Source organism: Rhodovulum bhavnagarense, assembly GCF_004343505.1.
In the GTDB taxonomy this organism is placed as follows: Bacteria; Pseudomonadota; Alphaproteobacteria; order Rhodobacterales; family Rhodobacteraceae; genus Rhodovulum; species Rhodovulum bhavnagarense.
The window spans coordinates 25,559-40,690 of the sequence record NZ_SLXU01000016.1 but is presented as its reverse complement, the minus strand read 5'-3'; the positions used below and the strand labels follow the sequence as shown (position 1 = coordinate 40,690).

At 64.6% G+C, this 15,132-nt stretch carries 17 protein-coding genes; 6 read left to right on the top strand and 11 right to left on the bottom strand.

Annotated elements, in window-relative coordinates:
* Positions 1-43 precede the first annotated feature (43 nt).
* The 3 genes from EV663_RS13130 to dctP all read right to left on the bottom strand — a co-directional run bounded on the left by EV663_RS13130 (position 44) and on the right by dctP (position 3,176).
* Positions 44-1,444, bottom strand: coding sequence for a TRAP transporter large permease (locus EV663_RS13130; protein WP_132952601.1), 1,401 nt, complete (start codon positions 1,442-1,444; stop codon positions 44-46).
* Positions 1,445-1,453: 9 nt separating this feature from the next.
* Positions 1,454-2,086, bottom strand: a complete 633-nt coding sequence (locus tag EV663_RS13125; RefSeq protein ID WP_132952599.1) for a TRAP transporter small permease subunit — start codon at positions 2,084-2,086, stop codon at positions 1,454-1,456.
* 85 nt (positions 2,087-2,171) lie between these two features.
* Complete coding sequence (dctP, locus tag EV663_RS13120; protein WP_132952597.1) at positions 2,172-3,176, bottom strand: TRAP transporter substrate-binding protein DctP; 1,005 nt, start codon at positions 3,174-3,176, stop codon at positions 2,172-2,174.
* Here dctP and EV663_RS15655 point away from each other — a divergent pair.
* The 4 genes from EV663_RS15655 to EV663_RS13105 all read left to right on the top strand — a co-directional run bounded on the left by EV663_RS15655 (position 3,175) and on the right by EV663_RS13105 (position 6,756).
* Positions 3,175-3,318 carry a hypothetical protein gene (locus tag EV663_RS15655; RefSeq protein WP_165910198.1) on the top strand — a complete coding sequence of 48 codons (144 nt, stop codon included), beginning with the start codon at positions 3,175-3,177 and terminating at the stop codon, positions 3,316-3,318. The two genes, dctP and EV663_RS15655, sit on opposite strands and share 2 nt — an antisense overlap.
* 117 nt (positions 3,319-3,435) lie before the next feature.
* Positions 3,436-3,714, top strand: a complete 279-nt coding sequence (cowN, locus tag EV663_RS13115; protein WP_132952595.1) for a N(2)-fixation sustaining protein CowN — start codon at positions 3,436-3,438, stop codon at positions 3,712-3,714.
* Positions 3,715-3,851: 137 nt separating this feature from the next.
* Positions 3,852-5,300, top strand: coding sequence for an IMP dehydrogenase (gene guaB / locus EV663_RS13110; RefSeq protein ID WP_132952593.1), 1,449 nt, complete (start codon positions 3,852-3,854; stop codon positions 5,298-5,300).
* A gap of 145 nt (positions 5,301-5,445) precedes the next feature.
* Positions 5,446-6,756 carry a Glu/Leu/Phe/Val family dehydrogenase gene (locus EV663_RS13105; RefSeq protein WP_243697964.1) on the top strand — a complete coding sequence of 437 codons (1,311 nt, stop codon included), beginning with the start codon at positions 5,446-5,448 and terminating at the stop codon, positions 6,754-6,756.
* 28 nt (positions 6,757-6,784) lie between these two features.
* On the opposite strand, the gene EV663_RS13100 is transcribed toward EV663_RS13105, so the two are convergent.
* The 8 genes from EV663_RS13100 to pyk form a co-directional block, all read right to left on the bottom strand.
* Positions 6,785-8,635: an SLC13 family permease gene (locus EV663_RS13100; protein ID WP_132952591.1), complete on the bottom strand. Its 1,851-nt coding sequence runs from the start codon at positions 8,633-8,635 to the stop codon at positions 6,785-6,787.
* 40 nt (positions 8,636-8,675) lie between these two features.
* Positions 8,676-8,915: a hypothetical protein gene (locus tag EV663_RS13095; RefSeq protein WP_132952589.1), complete on the bottom strand. Its 240-nt coding sequence runs from the start codon at positions 8,913-8,915 to the stop codon at positions 8,676-8,678.
* 243 nt (positions 8,916-9,158) lie between these two features.
* Entirely contained in the window at positions 9,159-10,232 is a 1,074-nt protein-coding gene (pheS, locus tag EV663_RS13090; RefSeq protein ID WP_132952587.1) for a phenylalanine--tRNA ligase subunit alpha, read from the bottom strand.
* A 146-nt stretch (positions 10,233-10,378) separates the two neighbouring features.
* Complete coding sequence (locus EV663_RS13085) at positions 10,379-11,107, bottom strand: class I SAM-dependent methyltransferase (protein ID WP_132952585.1); 729 nt, start codon at positions 11,105-11,107, stop codon at positions 10,379-10,381.
* A gap of 71 nt (positions 11,108-11,178) precedes the next feature.
* Positions 11,179-11,538, bottom strand: a complete 360-nt coding sequence (gene rplT, locus EV663_RS13080; RefSeq protein WP_132952583.1) for a 50S ribosomal protein L20 — start codon at positions 11,536-11,538, stop codon at positions 11,179-11,181.
* A 12-nt stretch (positions 11,539-11,550) separates the two neighbouring features.
* A complete protein-coding gene (gene rpmI, locus EV663_RS13075) occupies positions 11,551-11,751 on the bottom strand; it encodes a 50S ribosomal protein L35 (RefSeq protein ID WP_132952581.1) in 201 nt (66 codons plus the stop codon).
* Positions 11,752-11,867: 116 nt separating this feature from the next.
* The gene (locus tag EV663_RS13070) at positions 11,868-12,092 is read right to left on the bottom strand and encodes a hypothetical protein (RefSeq protein ID WP_132952579.1); all 225 of its coding nucleotides are present in this window, start codon (positions 12,090-12,092) and stop codon (positions 11,868-11,870) included.
* 152 nt (positions 12,093-12,244) lie between these two features.
* A complete protein-coding gene (gene pyk / locus EV663_RS13065; protein ID WP_132952577.1) occupies positions 12,245-13,690 on the bottom strand; it encodes a pyruvate kinase in 1,446 nt (481 codons plus the stop codon).
* A 138-nt stretch (positions 13,691-13,828) separates the two neighbouring features.
* Between pyk and EV663_RS13060 the strand changes: the two genes are divergently transcribed.
* Entirely contained in the window at positions 13,829-14,569 is a 741-nt protein-coding gene (locus tag EV663_RS13060) for an N-formylglutamate amidohydrolase (protein ID WP_132952575.1), read from the top strand.
* 23 nt (positions 14,570-14,592) lie between these two features.
* A complete protein-coding gene (locus EV663_RS13055) occupies positions 14,593-14,910 on the top strand; it encodes a DUF1244 domain-containing protein (protein ID WP_132952573.1) in 318 nt (105 codons plus the stop codon).
* Positions 14,911-15,132: the final 222 nt, after the last annotated feature.

Sequence of the window (15,132 nt, the reverse complement as noted above, 5' to 3'; positions counted from 1 at the left end):
ACCCCCGCCGGAGGCACGATTTTTCACAGAAAAATCGTCCTTGTCACGCAAGGCCCGGTAGCCACAGCACGATACCCGGCACCGCCACGAGCACCGCGATGGTGACTGCATCGGCGACGAAGAACGGCGTGACCCCCCGGAACACGTCCTGCACGCTGATATCGTCGCGCACCCCGGCCACCACGAAACAGTTCAGCCCGATAGGTGGCGTGATCAGGCAGAACTCGGCCATCTTGACCACCAGGATGCCGAACCAGATCGCGCACATCGGTCCCGACATGCCAAAGGTGCTGTCGGCTGCCGATACGAACTCGCCCCCGTTCAGCGCCATCACCGCCGGGTAGACCACCGGCAGCGTCAAGAGCAGCATCCCGATCGCGTCCATGAACATGCCCAGCACCGCATAGGCCAGCAGGATCATGACCAGCGTCAGCATCGGCGACTGCTCAAGCGAGGTGATCCAGTCCGAGAACGCACCGGGCAGGTCGGCAAAGCCGAGGAAGCGCACATAGATCAGTACCCCCCAGATGATCGTAAAGATCATCACCGACAGCTTCGCCGTTTCCAGCAGCGCGTCCTTGAACTGGTTCCAGCGCATGCCATGCCACAGCGCCATCAGGAACACCACGAAGGCCCCGATCGCACCGCCCTCGGTCGGCGTGCCCCAGGCATCTCCGCCAAACGGGTTGTAAACGAACAGGACGATGGTCATCACCACGAATACGATCGGCAGCGCCGGCCGCAGCGCGTGCAGCCGCTGGCCCCAGGTGAACCCGCGCACTGGTGGACCAAAGCCCCTGATCGTCAGGGCCAGCCCCATGATCAGCGCGGCATAGATCAGCGCCGACACCACGCCGGGGATGAACCCCGCCAGCAGCAGCTTGCCCACGTCCTGTTCCACGATGATGGCGTAGATCACCAGGATTGCCGAGGGCGGGATCAGGCTGGCCAGCGTGCCGCCCGCGGCCACCACGCCGGCGGCGAAACGCTTGTCATAGCCGGCCTTCAGCATCTCTGGAATGGCGATGCGGGCAAAGACGGCGGCGGTGGCGACCGAGGCGCCCGAGACCGCGGCAAAACCCGCGGTGGCAAAGACGGTGGACACCGCCATACCTCCCGGCACCCAGCCCAACCAACGCTTTGCCGCCTCGAACAGGGCCCGCGTGAGACCCGCGTAATAGGCCAGATAGCCGATCAGGATGAAGGTGGGGATCAGGCTCAGCGCCTGGCTGGCGACCTTGGAATGGGGCACTTGCCCCGCGGTCTTGACCGCGACGCTCAGCGCCCAGCCGAAATCTGCCGGATCATAGCCCTTTTTCGACCAGAAGATCCAGACCAGCCCGATCAGCCCCGCAAGCGCCGCGGCAAAGGCCACGCGCATGCCCAGAACGACCATGACCAGGAGGCCCAGGCTGACCGCGATGCCGATATCAACAGGTTCCATGCATTTCCCCTAGCTGTCCGCGCCCGAAACATGCTCGGCCTCGGCCGCGGCCATCTCGGCTGCCGATCGCACCAGCGGCACGGCGACCGGCTCGGCCAGGTTCAGAACGAATGCCCGCCCATATCCCCAAAGTTGCAGCGCCAGCCGAAGGCACAGCACGCAAAAGGCCACTGGCGCCAACAGCTTGGCCGGCCAGAGCGGCAGGTTGATGTCAAAACTCGAATCCCGGCTCCACATCGGCGCGGTAAAATCGAAACTGCGCTGGAAATGCGCCCAGCTTCCCCAGACCAGAAGGACCATGAGACCCAGGATCGCGAATGTGGTGACGAACTCGGCCGCCCATAACAGTCGCCCCCTGAGCGCACCGATCAGGATATCCATGCGGATATGCCCGCCGTCGCGCTGGGTATAGGCGATGCCCATGAACGCGATCAACGGCATCGCCTGCTGGATCCAGTCGACATAGCCCGGCAGCGGCGCGTTGAACAGGTGGCGCCCGCCGACCGATCCCACCGCCAGGACCATCAGGCCGAACACTGCCAGTCCCGATAAAAGGGCCAGCACACGCTCAAGCCGGTAAAGCGAACGATCGAGGCGGGACAAGAGGCTTGTATCCTCCAGCACCGGGGCGAGGGCGGCCATGGGGCTCTCCGATCTGCTGTGCGTCACCGTCCTGCGCGCCCCGGACCATCGCCGGGGCGCACGCCTGTCGGACTGTCGGCGGGGGCTACTGCCCGATCATGCCGATGACGAAATCGTAAAGTTCCTGCGCGGGCAGGCCGCGGTCATTCATTTCCCCGATCCAGGCGGTGGCGGCGGGGCCTGCCGCAGCTTGCTGGAAAGTGGCGAGCGCCTCGGCGGAATAGGTGATCTGCTCGATCGCGCGTTCTTCCAGGGCGGGGCCCCATTTGGCCATCGTCTCGTTGTTGTAATAGTCGATGTAGTGATCCAGCGCCTCGTCGACCGACCCCAGCAAGGCCTCGCGGTGTTCGTCCGACAGTGCATCCAGCGCATCGGTGTTCACCACGACGGGACAATTCACCGTGCCGGGATTGAGGTTGGTGGTCCACCACGCCCCGGTCTCGATCGTGCCAAAGGACATGTGTGCATGCGGGGCAAAGGATACCGCCTTGACCACGCCCGAATCCAGCGCTTGCCGTACCTCGGTGGCCGACATCGAGGTGGGCACCGCGCCGATCATTTCCATAGCCGCGCCAATGCCGCCGGTGGCGCGCACGGTCATGCCCTTGTAATCGTCAAGCGTGCGGGGCGCCTCGCCCACGCCGACGAAATTGTACTGCGGCAGCGGCGAAGGCATCAAAAGAGTCGCATTCCAGCGCGCCAGGTCGTTCCGTACCGCCGGGTGGTCATACAGCGCCATGCTGATCTCGCGCTCCTGGTCCAGCGAGGAAATCCCGAGGAAGGGCAGTTCCAGCACCGTGATCGAGGGGTTCTTGTCGCGGTGATAGCCCGCGCAGAACTGCGCCATTTCGAAGGCGCCGATCGAAATCCCGTCGAGGTTCTCGGTATTCTGTGACAGCCCGCCATAAGAAATGTTCAGGGTGAACGCGCCCCCGGTCTTTTCCGAAACCAACTCGGCCAGCTTTTCGACATGCTCCGTAAAGGCGCGGCGCTTGCCCCAAAGCGAGACATTCCATTCCTCGGCCATGGCCTCGGTGGCAAGCCCCAGCGAAAATGCGGCAACCGTCACGGCGCCCAGCAACGTCTTCATGGATGATCCTCCCGTAGTTTTATTGGCGATGCAGAGTAACGGCACGACCGGACGGGTAAAGGATAAATTTGCCCTTCCGGCGCTGGCCGGCCGCATCTTCGCGGCGATCCTCCGCCTGCCGGTGCATTGGGCAATATTATGAAAAATCGCCGATTTTTCATACTTTTTTGATCTGCACCAAGGTCGGGACATGCCCGGTGCAGACGCGCCCGGCCGCGCCGCGCTATGCGCGGGCAGGGCAGAAGACAAGGAGTACAGGATGACCGACCACAGCCCCGATCGCTATGTCAGTTTTTCCGGTATCGATTGCGACGGGCGGGCCGCGCGGCTGATGCAAATGCTGGATGCGCAGATCGCCGCGACCGACTCCCGCTGGGTTGCCTATTTCGAGATGAAACTGGTTCAGCGCCAGCGCATGGGAAATGACGACCTGCATTTCATCGGCTCGCAGGTCAACACGCTGCGCGCCTTTTTCGAAGAGATCGATGACCAGGCCGCGCTTGGATTGCTGGATGATCTCGAACAGACCTGTTGCTGAGCCTGCCTTCTTCTTGGTGCAAATACCCCGGCCGGAGGCCAGCGGCCGCAAGGCCGTTTCCCGGCATTCCCCCTTTCCTTTTCGCTCATGCCGTGAAATAGGGAAGCGCCAGACGAAACCTCCCTAGGAGACCGCCCATGGAGATTCGCGAGGCGCTTACCTTCGACGATGTGCTTCTGGTTCCCGCCGCCAGCTCGGTCCTGCCCAACCAGGCCGATACCCGGACCCGCGTGACCCGCGACATCCGGCTGAACATCCCGCTGGTCAGCTCCGCCATGGACACCGTGACCGAGCATCGCATGGCCATCGCCATGGCGCAGGCGGGCGGTATCGGGGTGATCCACCGCAACCTTGATGTCGAGGAACAGGCGCGTGAGGTGCGGCGGGTGAAACGGTTTGAATCGGGGGTTGTCTACAGCCCGATCACCCTGCGTCCCGACCAGACGCTGGGCGATGCCAAGGCTCTGATCGAGCGCTACAATTTCACAGGTTTCCCGGTGGTGGACGAGGCGGGCCACGTGGTCGGTATCGTCACCAACCGCGACATGCGGTTTGCCACCAGCGACGCGACCCCGGTTCGGGCAATGATGACCGCGGACAAGCTGGCCCTGCTGCGTGAACCCGTCGACCGTGCCGAGGCGCTGAGCCTGATGAAGGAACGGCGGATCGAAAAGCTGTTGATCACCGATGGCGAGGGAAAGCTGACCGGGCTGTTGACGTTGAAAGATACCGAACAGGCGGTGATGAATCCGCAGGCTTGCAAGGACGACCTCGGGCGGCTGCGCGTGGCTGCGGCCTCGACCGTGGGCGATGCCGGATTCGAGCGGTCGCAGGCGCTTATCGAGGCTGGCGTCGACATGGTGGTGATCGACACCGCGCATGGCCATTCGGAGGGTGTGGCCCGCGCCGTCGAACGGATAAAGGCGGCCGCCGGTTCGGTGCAGGTGGTCGCGGGCAATGTCGCCACGGCAGAGGCAACCCGCGCGCTGATTGACGCGGGTGCGGATGCAGTCAAGGTTGGCATCGGTCCCGGCTCCATCTGCACGACACGGATGGTGGCGGGCGTGGGCGTTCCGCAACTGACAGCGATCCTGGATTGCGCGCAGGCGGCCGGCGACGTGCCGGTGATCGCCGATGGCGGTATCAAGTTCTCGGGCGATTTCGCCAAGGCGATCGCGGCGGGCGCCTCTTGCGCGATGGTGGGCTCGATGCTGGCTGGCACCGACGAATCGCCTGGCGAGGTGATCCTTTACCAGGGCCGTTCGTTCAAATCCTATCGTGGCATGGGCAGCCTCGGCGCGATGGCGCGCGGTTCTGCCGACCGCTATTTCCAGAAGGATGCCGCAAGCGACAAGCTGGTGCCCGAGGGAATCGAGGGGCAGGTGCCCTACAAGGGGGCCGCGGGCGCAGTGATCCACCAACTGGTGGGGGGGCTGCGGGCCGCGATGGGCTATACCGGCTGTGCCACGGTCGACGAGATGCGCGCCAACTGCAGCTTCGTGCGCATCACCGGGGCGGGCCTGAAGGAAAGCCACGTCCACGACGTGCAGATCACGAGAGAGTCGCCCAACTACCGGATCATGTAAGACTCTGGCTTCGTTGTTAAAATATTTAACATTGACCAGTGTTTCGTGCCGGGTTTCCTTGGCGCACTTGCCGTGACCAGATTGGAGCATGCCAAAACAGCACACTGCATCGGTTCAGAAGCTGATGCAAAAAAGGACAGTTCAAATGACCCGCCCAAAGCCGAAAAAGCCAGCCACGTCCGAGATACCCGGGGTCTCGATGCTGGATCGTGCGCGCGAGACGCTGCGCGCCGCTTGCGACCGGCTCAGCATCCACCCCGATGTCTACGAGGAACTGAAATGGCCGCGCGAAACGCTGGCCGCGACGCTGCTGATCCGGATGGATGACGGCAGCCGCCGGGCCTTCAAGGCGTGGCGCTGCCGCTATAACGACCGACGCGGGCCGACCAAGGGGGGCGTTCGGTTTCATCCCAATGTCTCGCTTGACGAGGTCGAGACGCTGGCCTTCTGGATGACGTTCAAATGCGCGGTGGCCAACTTGCCCTTTGGTGGCGGCAAGGGCGGTGTCTGCGTCGATACCAAGGAATTGTCGCCGAACGAGCTGGAACGTCTGAGCCGTGCCTATGTCGAGGCCTTCGCGGCCTTCATCGGGCCTGATCGCGATATTCTGGCCCCGGACATGTATACCAATGGCATCGTTCTTGCGTGGATGGCGGACGAATACAGCGCGATCACCGGCCAGCCCTCGCCGACGGCGCTGACCGGCAAGCCGCTGGCCTTTGGCGGAACAAGGGGCCGGATCGATGCGACCGCGCGGGGCGGCTATGTCGCCTTGCGCGAGTTGCATGGGCCGCTTGGCCTGTCTCCCGACAAGGCGACGGTGGCGATCCAGGGCTTTGGCAATGTCGGCTATCACGCGGCCAAGCTGTTGCATGCCGATGGCTACCGGATCGTGGCGCTGAGTGATTCCCGCGGTGCGATTCACGATCCCGACGGGTTCGACCCCCTCGCGGTGATGGAGCACAAGTCAAGGACAGGCGCCATTCTCGGCGCGCCGGGTCATGGTGAAACGCGCGAGATTTCCAATGCCGAGTTGTTGGAACTGGATGTCGACGTTCTGGTTCCGGCCGCGCTGGAACGCCAGATCACGGCGGATAACCAGGCCCGGATCAAGGCCCGGGTCATTCTGGAGATGGCCAATGGGCCGGTCTCGCCCGCCGCGGATGCATGGCTGGCTGAAAAGGGTACGATCATCATTCCCGATATCCTTGCCAATTCCGGCGGTGTGACCGTGTCGCATCTGGAATGGGTGCAGAACCGGTCGGGATTCTATTGGGATGCGTCGCGGGTGCGCGACCATCTGCGCGACGTGATGGAAACCGAAACCCAGGCGGTTTGGGCGCTGCATTCCGAGATGGGTCTGTCCTTGCGCGAGGCGGCCTATGTACACGGTCTGCGCCGCATCGCCGGGTCGGTAGAGGCGCGGGGCACCCCGGCCTATTTCGAGGAGGCCTGACAGGGGCCAGGCGCGTCCCGTCAGCGGCTCAGAAAGGCAGGATGACGGGCACCATCGCAATCACCACCGCCAGCGTGATGGCCGAAAACGGCAGACCGATGCGCACGAAATCCACGAAGCGATACCCCCCCGGCCCGAGGACCAGCGTGTTCACCGGACTGCTGACCGGTGTCATGAACGCCGCCGAGGCCGCAAGCGCGACGGTCATCGCGAACGGGTAGGGCGAAATGCCCAGGCTATCGGCCACCGCCATCGCGACCGGCGCCATCAGAACCGCCGTGGCGGTGTTGGATATGAACAGGCTGAACAGCGAGGTCGTCAGAAAGATCGCCGCCAGCAATACCCGCGGGCTGGCCTCGCCGGCCAGCGCGATCAGCCCGGCAGCGGCCATGTCCACGCCACCGGTGCGTTCCAGGGCCAAGGCAAAGGGCAGCATGCCCACGATCAGGACCAAGCTTTTCATGTGCATGGCTCCATAGGCCCCGGTCATGGTGACACAGCCGAACAACCCAAGCGCGAGGCAGGCCAGCAACACCAGGTGCACGTTGGGCGCCACGCCTATCACCATGCCGAGGATCATCAGGCCCACGACCAGCAATGCCTGCGGCGCGCGCCGGGCCCGGGGGGCGACATCGTCGGCCTCGCCGGGCAGATCCAGCATCACCACCTCTCCGCGCCGATCGCGCAGACGGTGGATATCCGGCCATGTCCCCATCAGCAGCAGCGTATCGCCTGGGCGCAGCAGTTCGTCCCGCAACGCGCCGGGCACCGGCCGGGCACCGTGGCGCAACCCGATCACCGACAGGTCATGGCGTGCCGGAAAACGCGCGCCGGCCACGCTCTGGCCTGCCAGCGGCGAGTTCGGCGGCACCATGGCCTGTGCCAGCCCCATCTCGCGGGCGCGCTCGGTGAACCAGCCCCCCGACAGGCCCAGGGGTACAAGCCCCCAGCAGTTGAGGGATGCATCCGGGGTGCCCTCTTGCCCCGCCACGTCGATCATCAGCACGTCGCCCGCGCGCAGGACGGTATCCGGGTGGGGTTGGATGATATCGGCGTTGCGGCTGCCATTGCGCTCGATTGCCAACACGGCCGGGCGGTCGGGCGCATCAAGTTCAAGCGCCGATAACGGCTGGCCGGTCGCCCGCGCGCCCGGCGCCACCCTTAGCCGGGCGACGCGATGGGCGAGGTCGAATTCATCGACCCAGTCGCCCAGGCTGCGCCGGGCCGGATCGGGCGGGATCACCGCGGCGCCCCCGATGAACCGACGCAGCGCGATCATGTAAAGGATCGCCAGCACCAGGATCGGTAGCCCGAAGGGCGTGAAATCGAAAAACCCGAAGCCTTCTTCGCCGCGGCGGACCAGTTCACCATGCACGATCAGGTTGGGCGGCGTTCCGATCAGCGTCAGCATCCCCGAGATCAGCGCCGCCATCGATAGCGGCATCATCAACCGGCCCGGCGCGATCTGCGCGCTGCGCGCGATCCGCAGCACCATCGGGATGAAGATCGCCACCACCCCGGTCGAGGACATGATCGAACTCAGCGCTGCCGCCCCGACCATCAGTAAAAAGATCAGCCGTGCCTCTGAGCGGCCCGCCCGCGCGGCCACCCAATCGCCGATGCGCTGGGTCACGCCGGTCTGCACCAATGCCTCGCCGACGACGAACAGCGCGGCGATCAGGATGACGTTGCTGTCGGAAAACCCCGCCAGCGCCTCGGAGATGGAGATCACCCCGGTCAGCGGCAGTGCAACTATCACCATCACCGCCACCACGTCCATCCGCGGGCGGTTGACCGCGAACATCGTCACCGCGGCGATCAGGATCGCCACCACCAGCGCCAGATCGGTGGGTAGGGGTAACAGGCTGTCGGGCAGCATCGCGCGGGTACCATGTTTGCAACCGGAAAGTCCCGACCGACTATGCCGCAGTGCGGCGAGGATGAAAAGGAACCGCGTGGGCAATGTCGGCAAGCGTATTGGCAGTCACCGCGAGGCAATCCACGACGCGGGTGGCCCGTCGCGGCAGATGCCTGCCGTATCCGGCCAGACCGAAAGATAAAAGGGAGCTGTCGGTGCTGTCGTCCGGCCCGTCCGGTTCGACGCCCTCAAGACCGTCGAACATGCCGGGATCGGCGTGATCATCGGCTATGACGGCCATATGATCGGGTTGCAGGGCGTGTCGGTCGATCAGCTCAGCGTCGAAGACTTCATCTTCGTCTGATGCGCCGGGCGGGGGCGGCCATGATGTTGCCCCCACCCATTACGAAGGCCGGTCAGGACGCGTGCCGGTTCGAAGGCGGATGGTGGTTTCAGTCACTTTCCGTTTTCCAAAAAGCGCTCGAAAAGCGTCAACGAGTCGTCAGGGCTTTCTATACGCTCAATTGGAGCTTTCGATCCCGCTTCATCTGCTCAACCCGCCATGCAATGTCGGCATGTCCAGCGCGCTGAACCCGTAATGCCGCAGCCAGCGCAGGTCGCTGTCGAAGAACGCCCGCAAATCGGGGATGCCGTATTTCAGCATTGCCAGCCGGTCGATGCCCATGCCGAAGGCAAAGCCCTGCCACTCATCCGGGTCGATCCCGCCGGCTTTCAGCACATTGGGGTGGACCATCCCGCTCCCCAAAATTTCCATCCAGTCGTTGCCTTCGCCGATCTTCAGCGTGCCGCCCTCCCACGAACAGCGGATGTCGACCTCGGCCGACGGCTCTGTGAAGGGGAAGTGTGACGCGCGAAAGCGCAGTTCGACGCCCTCCACCTCGAAAAACGCGCGGCAGAATTCCTCCAGCACCCATTTCAGGTTGGCCATGGAAATGTCGCGGTCGATGGCCAGCCCCTCGACCTGGTGGAACATCGGCGTATGCGTCTGGTCGTAGTCGCAGCGATAGACGCGGCCCGGCGCGATCACCCGGATCGGTGCGCCCTGGGCCTGCATCGCGCGGATCTGCACCGGGCTGGTATGAGTGCGCAGAACGTGGGGCGGGCGGTCACAGCCGTCCGCGCGTGACATGAAAAAGGTGTCATGTTCCTGCCGGGCGGGGTGTTCGGGCGGGATGTTCAGCGCGTCGAAATTGAACCAGTCGCTTTCGATCTGCGGGCCTTCGGCCACGGCAAAGCCCATATCGGCAAAGATCGCTGTGACCTCTTCGGTGACCTGGGAAACCGGGTGGATACTGCCCTCGGGGCGCGGGCGGCCGGGCAGGGTGACATCCAGCCATTCGGCACGCAGACGTTCGTTCAGGGCGGCATCTGCCAACGCGGCCTTTTTCGCGGCCAGCGCCGAATTTATCTCGTCTTTCAGCGCGTTCAGCCCCGGCCCCATGACCTGGCGTTCCTCGGGCGTCATCTTGCCCAGCTCGCGCATTCTCAGGCTGATCTCGCCCTTCTTGCCAAGGGCCGCGATACGCAACTCTTCCAGTCCCGCCTCGTCGCCCGCGCCCGCAATCGCGTCGAGATATTTCTGCCTCAGCTCTTCCATCGCCGGCCCTCCGATCACGCTGTCCGCGCGGTCGATAGCACAGGGGCGGGGGAATGCAAATGCGATGGAGCGGGGCAAGGGAAACCGGACGGGCTGGCCCGCAAGGACAGCGGGGCGTCGGCGCCGGCACGGGCCCGATCAGGCCCTCAGCTGCCGTCGCGTCCCGAAAAGGCGGACCGGCGGCCGCGCACCTGCAGCGCGCGGCGCGACAGCTTTACCTGGCCGTCGCGGGCGGTCAGGGTCGCGGGCGGTTCCTTCTTGTTGTGCTTTTCGACCACGACAATCGAGTCGTAGAAGCGGACCCCCAGGATTTCCTTCGCGATCGGATCGAAGGGGAACAGCGCGTCCTGGTCGGTGTACCAGCTGTGCATCCGGTCCACGAGCCGTTTGGAATACTCGATGAAGCTTGCTTCGTTCCGATAGCCGCCGCCGAAGCCGGGCCAATAGGAGGTATGGCAATCCTCCACGATATAGACACCATGATCGAGGACATGCGGCCAAAGCCCTTCGAAACTGGCGACCTGGTGGGGGCAGATATGGCTGCCGTCGTCGATGACGACGTCGAAGGGGCCGTGCTTTTGGGCCAGCTCCCGCAGGAAGGCGGGGTCGGCCTGGTTGCCGATCTCGACGGTGGTGCCGTCCTCGGCAAGGCAGGTGCATTCGGGGTCGATATCGACGAAGGTCAGGCGCGAGCCTTCGGCGAAGTAGCCCTTCCACATCGGGATGGAGCCGCCCTTGAAGACACCGATTTCCAGGAACGACACCGGGCGGTCGCGAAAGCGCGTCAGTTCACGCTCGTAGACCTCGAAATAGTGCAGCCACTTCGTCAGCAGCCGGTCATCGGTCTGCTGAAGGAAGCTTGAAAAGTAACCCATATCGCGCCCAAGAAAAAACCCCGTCGGAGCTTTGCCCGGCGGGGTTTCGAAGTCAAGGTCCTGCGATAGGATCAGAGCGCGGCCTTGGCCTTTGCGACGATCGCACCGAAGGCATCGGGCTCGTTCACGGCCAGATCGGCCAGCACCTTGCGATCGACCTCGATCCCGGCATTGTTCAGGCCGTTGATGAAGCGCGAATAGGTCAGCGCCTCGTCATGGGCGCGCACGGCGGCGTTGATCCGCTGAATCCACAGCGCACGGAAATTGCGCTTGCGCTGTTTGCGGTCGCGCGTCGCGTACTGGTTGGCCTTGTCGACGGCCTGGGTTGCGGTGCGGAAGGTATTCTTGCGGCGACCGTAATAGCCTTTGGCTGCCTTGATGACCTTCTTGTGGCGGGCGTGCGTGGTGGTACCACCTTTGACTCGGGACATGTGTCAGGCTCCTCAGCGGTCGTAGGGCATATAGGACTTTGCGATCTTCTCGTCCGGGGCCGACAGGGTGGTCGTGCCGCGGGCGGTGCGGATGAACTTGGTCGTCCGCTTGATCATGCCGTGCCGCTTGCCGGCCTGGCCGCACTTGATGCGGCCATTCGCCGTCACCTTGAAGCGCTTCTTGGCGCTCGACTTCGTCTTCATCTTGGGCATTTCCGTCTCCTCTTGCGGGCGGTTGACGCACGACTCGGCATGCCACATGGGCCGGTCGCGCGGACGAAGGCGTCGTATAGGGGCGCCGGCGCCCCGTTGCAAGAGGCAATCGCGGATCAGTTCAGGATCAGGCTCGCCACGCGGGTAAAGGCCTCGGGGATATCCGCGATCCGGTAGCCCCCCGGTTTTTTCATCGTGGCCACAAGGATCGTGCCGGCGGCAATCAACACAAGGACTGCCGCGGCCCGTGGGGCGCGGTCCTCGGAAAAGGCCGAAAGCAGTGAGGGAATCGCCAGAACCCCGGCGATCACACCGACAACAAGATAGATATCGGCTTCCATGCGCCGCTCCCGGACAGGTCCGCGGGGGCAGTATTTCCGCAAACCCGCCCTGGATCAATTCAATCCGTCCGCAGCAGGCGAATGCGCGTCGGCCGCCCCCACCCTTCCGGGGCGCCGGTCTCATCCACCGAAACCGGGGCGTCGCCCTGCCGTCATTCCGGCTCGACGTTGAAAATCAGCCGCTCCTCGCAGGGCGCAACGCGCAGGATATTGGTAGAGCCGGGAATATTGAACGGCAGGCCGGCGATCACGATGATCTGGTCCTCGCCATTGCCATAGCCGCCCTCGCGCGCGGCGCGCGCCGCGCTGACCACGGCCATCTTGAAACGCTCTACCTTGTCGTTGAAAAAGCAGTTGATCCCCCAGGACAGGCTCAGTCGCCGTCCGGTCTTGGCATAGGGGGTCAGCGCCAGGATCGGGACGCGGGGCCGCTCGCGTGCGGTCTTCAGTGCGGTCGTGCCCGATTCGGTGAAACAGCAGATCGCCTTGATGTCGGCGGTCTCGGCAATCTCGCGCGCGGCGGCCACGATGCCATCGGCCACGGTCGAACGATTGGCCTGGCGGCTGGCCTCGATGATGTCGCGATAGGTGGGGTCGCTTTCGACCTCGATGGCCACCTTGTCCATCGTCTTGACGGCCTCGATCGGGTAGTGTCCTGCCGCCGACTCCGCCGACAACATCACGGCGTCAGCGCCCTCGTAGATCGCCGTCGCCACGTCGGACACCTCGGCGCGGGTGGGCACCGGGCTTTCGATCATGCTTTCCAGCATCTGCGTGGCCACGATCACCGGCTTGGCCGCCGCGCGGCAGGCGCGCACAAGGCGCTTCTGGATCGGCGGCACGTTCTGAACCGGGATTTCAACACCCAGATCGCCACGCGCCACCATGATGCCATCCGAGACCGCGAGGATCTCGTCGAAACATTTGACCGCCGAAGGCTTTTCGATCTTGGACAGGATCGCCGCCCGATCACCCACGATCGCGCGCGCCTCGGTCACGTCCTCGGGGCGCTGCACGAAGGAAAGTGCAACCCAGTCAACCCCAAGATCCAGAACGGCATCCAGGTCGCGGCGGTCCTTTTCGGACAGGGCCGCCACCGGCAACACCACGTCGGGCACGTTCACGCCCTTGCGGTCGGAAATCGTACCGCCCACCGCGACCTCGCAATCGGCGTGATCGGGGCCGCAGGATTTGACCGTCAGCCGCAGCTTGCCGTCGTTGACCAACAGTGTCGCGCCCGGTTCCAGGGCGGCGAATATCTCTTTGTGGGGCAGTTGCACCCGTGTCGAATCGCCGGGTTCGGACGACAGGTCAAAGCGAAAGTTCTGCCCCTCCTCGATTTCTTCGGCCTTGTTGGCAAAGATCCCGCAGCGCAGTTTCGGGCCTTGCAGGTCGGCCAGGATCGCGATGGGGCGCCCGGTATCGGTCTCGATCTGCCGGATGATGGCATGACGGCGCGCGATTTCCTCGTGCGACCCGTGGCTCATGTTCAGCCGGAACACATCGGCCCCGGCCTCGAACAAGGCCCTTATCATGTTGTAATCGTCGGAAGACGGCCCCAGCGTGGCCACCACTTTCAGGTTGCGTAGACGTCTCATCCTGCCCCATCTCTTGTTCGGATCGCGGCGCGGTATGCCCCGGTATGCATCTCTCTAGGCCGAAATCATCCCCGGAGACAACTGGTGCTTGCGTCGCGCCTGCCGTAAGGGGATGTGACGGTCAAAGATGACATGGGCATGACTTACCATCCTTTCGAGATATGCGATCCCGGGGCAGCGTCGCGCTGGCTGGTGACCTGCGACCACGCCGCGAACACCGTGCCGCCCTCGGTGAACGGGGGCGATCTGGGCCTTGCGCCTGAAGATATGGAACGCCACATCGCCTGGGATCCCGGCGCGGCGGGCGTGGCGCGGCGCCTGGCGGAACGGCTGGGCGCGCCGCTGGTGATGTCGAATTTCTCGCGCCTGGTGATCGACCCCAACCGTGGCGAGGACGATCCCACGCTGGTGATGCGGCTCTATGACGGGACGGTGATCCCGGCCAACCGCGATGTCGACGAGACCGAACTGGAACGTCGGCTTGACGCCTTCTGGCGCCCCTATCACCGCGCGATCGCTCAGATGGCCGCGCGTCGGCCCGATACGGTCTACCTGGCGATCCACAGCTTCGCGCCCCGCCTGCGCGGCCGGGGCGAGCGGCCCTGGCAGATCGGCGTGCTGCACGCCGCCGACGACCGCCTGGCCCGCCCGCTGATCGACCGGCTGAACCGCGAACCCGATCTCTGCGTGGGCGAGAACGAACCCTATGGCGGGCATCTGCCCGGCGATGCGGTGGACCGCCATGCCATGGATCACGGGCGGCTGAACGTGCTGATCGAGCTACGTAACGACGTGATCGCGACGCCGCAGGACCAGATCGCCTGGGCCGACAGGCTGGCGCCGATCCTCGAGGAGGCGCTGGCCGCCACCGGATTGTGACCGGACCGAAAAGGGAGGAAACCATGGACGACGCGACCCGCACCGAAATCGAGGCCGCTGCCTTCCGCCGCCTGCAACAGCACCTGATGCAGGACCGGCCCGATGTGCAGAACATCGACCTGATGAACCTGGCCGGGTTCTGCCGCAACTGCCTGTCGCGCTGGTTGCAGGAGGCCGCCGCCGAACGGGGCATCGCGATGTCCAAGGACGCGGCGCGGGCGGCGTTTTACGGGATGCCCTACGAGGACTGGAAAGCACGCCACCAGACCGAGGCCAGCCCCGAGAAACAGGCTGCCTTCGAAAAGGCCTTCGCCGAGAACGTGGGCAAGGACGGGGCCTGAGCCAGGCCCGTGTAACCATGTGCCGTGATGGGCAGGCCCCTTGATCCGGCCGCTTCTTCTTGGGGCAAATACCCCGGGGGTCCGGGGGCAGCGCCCCCGGCGGGTCGTCCCGCGATAGCGGGGCGAAACCGCACGCGGGAATCGTCCACTCGGCCCCGGGGCGACAGGATGCGTCAGGGACAACCGGGCGTCGGCCCTGTATCCGGCAACCAGTCGCGCCAG

What these genes read in the sequence shown, in the direction of transcription:
- EV663_RS13130 (WP_132952601.1), bottom strand. Translation starts at nt 1,444, where the DNA reads ATGGAACCTGTTGATATCGGCATCGCGGTCAGCCTGGGCCTCCTGGTC.
- EV663_RS13125 (WP_132952599.1), bottom strand. Translation starts at nt 2,086, where the DNA reads ATGGCCGCCCTCGCCCCGGTGCTGGAGGATACAAGCCTCTTGTCCCGC.
- EV663_RS15655 (WP_165910198.1), top strand. Translation starts at nt 3,175, where the DNA reads ATGGATGATCCTCCCGTAGTTTTATTGGCGATGCAGAGTAACGGCACG.
- dctP (WP_132952597.1), bottom strand. Translation starts at nt 3,176, where the DNA reads ATGAAGACGTTGCTGGGCGCCGTGACGGTTGCCGCATTTTCGCTGGGG.
- cowN (WP_132952595.1), top strand. Translation starts at nt 3,436, where the DNA reads ATGACCGACCACAGCCCCGATCGCTATGTCAGTTTTTCCGGTATCGAT.
- guaB (WP_132952593.1), top strand. Translation starts at nt 3,852, where the DNA reads ATGGAGATTCGCGAGGCGCTTACCTTCGACGATGTGCTTCTGGTTCCC.
- EV663_RS13105 (WP_243697964.1), top strand. Translation starts at nt 5,446, where the DNA reads ATGACCCGCCCAAAGCCGAAAAAGCCAGCCACGTCCGAGATACCCGGG.
- EV663_RS13100 (WP_132952591.1), bottom strand. Translation starts at nt 8,635, where the DNA reads ATGCTGCCCGACAGCCTGTTACCCCTACCCACCGATCTGGCGCTGGTG.
- EV663_RS13095 (WP_132952589.1), bottom strand. Translation starts at nt 8,915, where the DNA reads ATGGCCGTCATAGCCGATGATCACGCCGATCCCGGCATGTTCGACGGT.
- pheS (WP_132952587.1), bottom strand. Translation starts at nt 10,232, where the DNA reads ATGGAAGAGCTGAGGCAGAAATATCTCGACGCGATTGCGGGCGCGGGC.
- EV663_RS13085 (WP_132952585.1), bottom strand. Translation starts at nt 11,107, where the DNA reads ATGGGTTACTTTTCAAGCTTCCTTCAGCAGACCGATGACCGGCTGCTG.
- rplT (WP_132952583.1), bottom strand. Translation starts at nt 11,538, where the DNA reads ATGTCCCGAGTCAAAGGTGGTACCACCACGCACGCCCGCCACAAGAAG.
- rpmI (WP_132952581.1), bottom strand. Translation starts at nt 11,751, where the DNA reads ATGCCCAAGATGAAGACGAAGTCGAGCGCCAAGAAGCGCTTCAAGGTG.
- EV663_RS13070 (WP_132952579.1), bottom strand. Translation starts at nt 12,092, where the DNA reads ATGGAAGCCGATATCTATCTTGTTGTCGGTGTGATCGCCGGGGTTCTG.
- pyk (WP_132952577.1), bottom strand. Translation starts at nt 13,690, where the DNA reads ATGAGACGTCTACGCAACCTGAAAGTGGTGGCCACGCTGGGGCCGTCT.
- EV663_RS13060 (WP_132952575.1), top strand. Translation starts at nt 13,829, where the DNA reads ATGACTTACCATCCTTTCGAGATATGCGATCCCGGGGCAGCGTCGCGC.
- EV663_RS13055 (WP_132952573.1), top strand. Translation starts at nt 14,593, where the DNA reads ATGGACGACGCGACCCGCACCGAAATCGAGGCCGCTGCCTTCCGCCGC.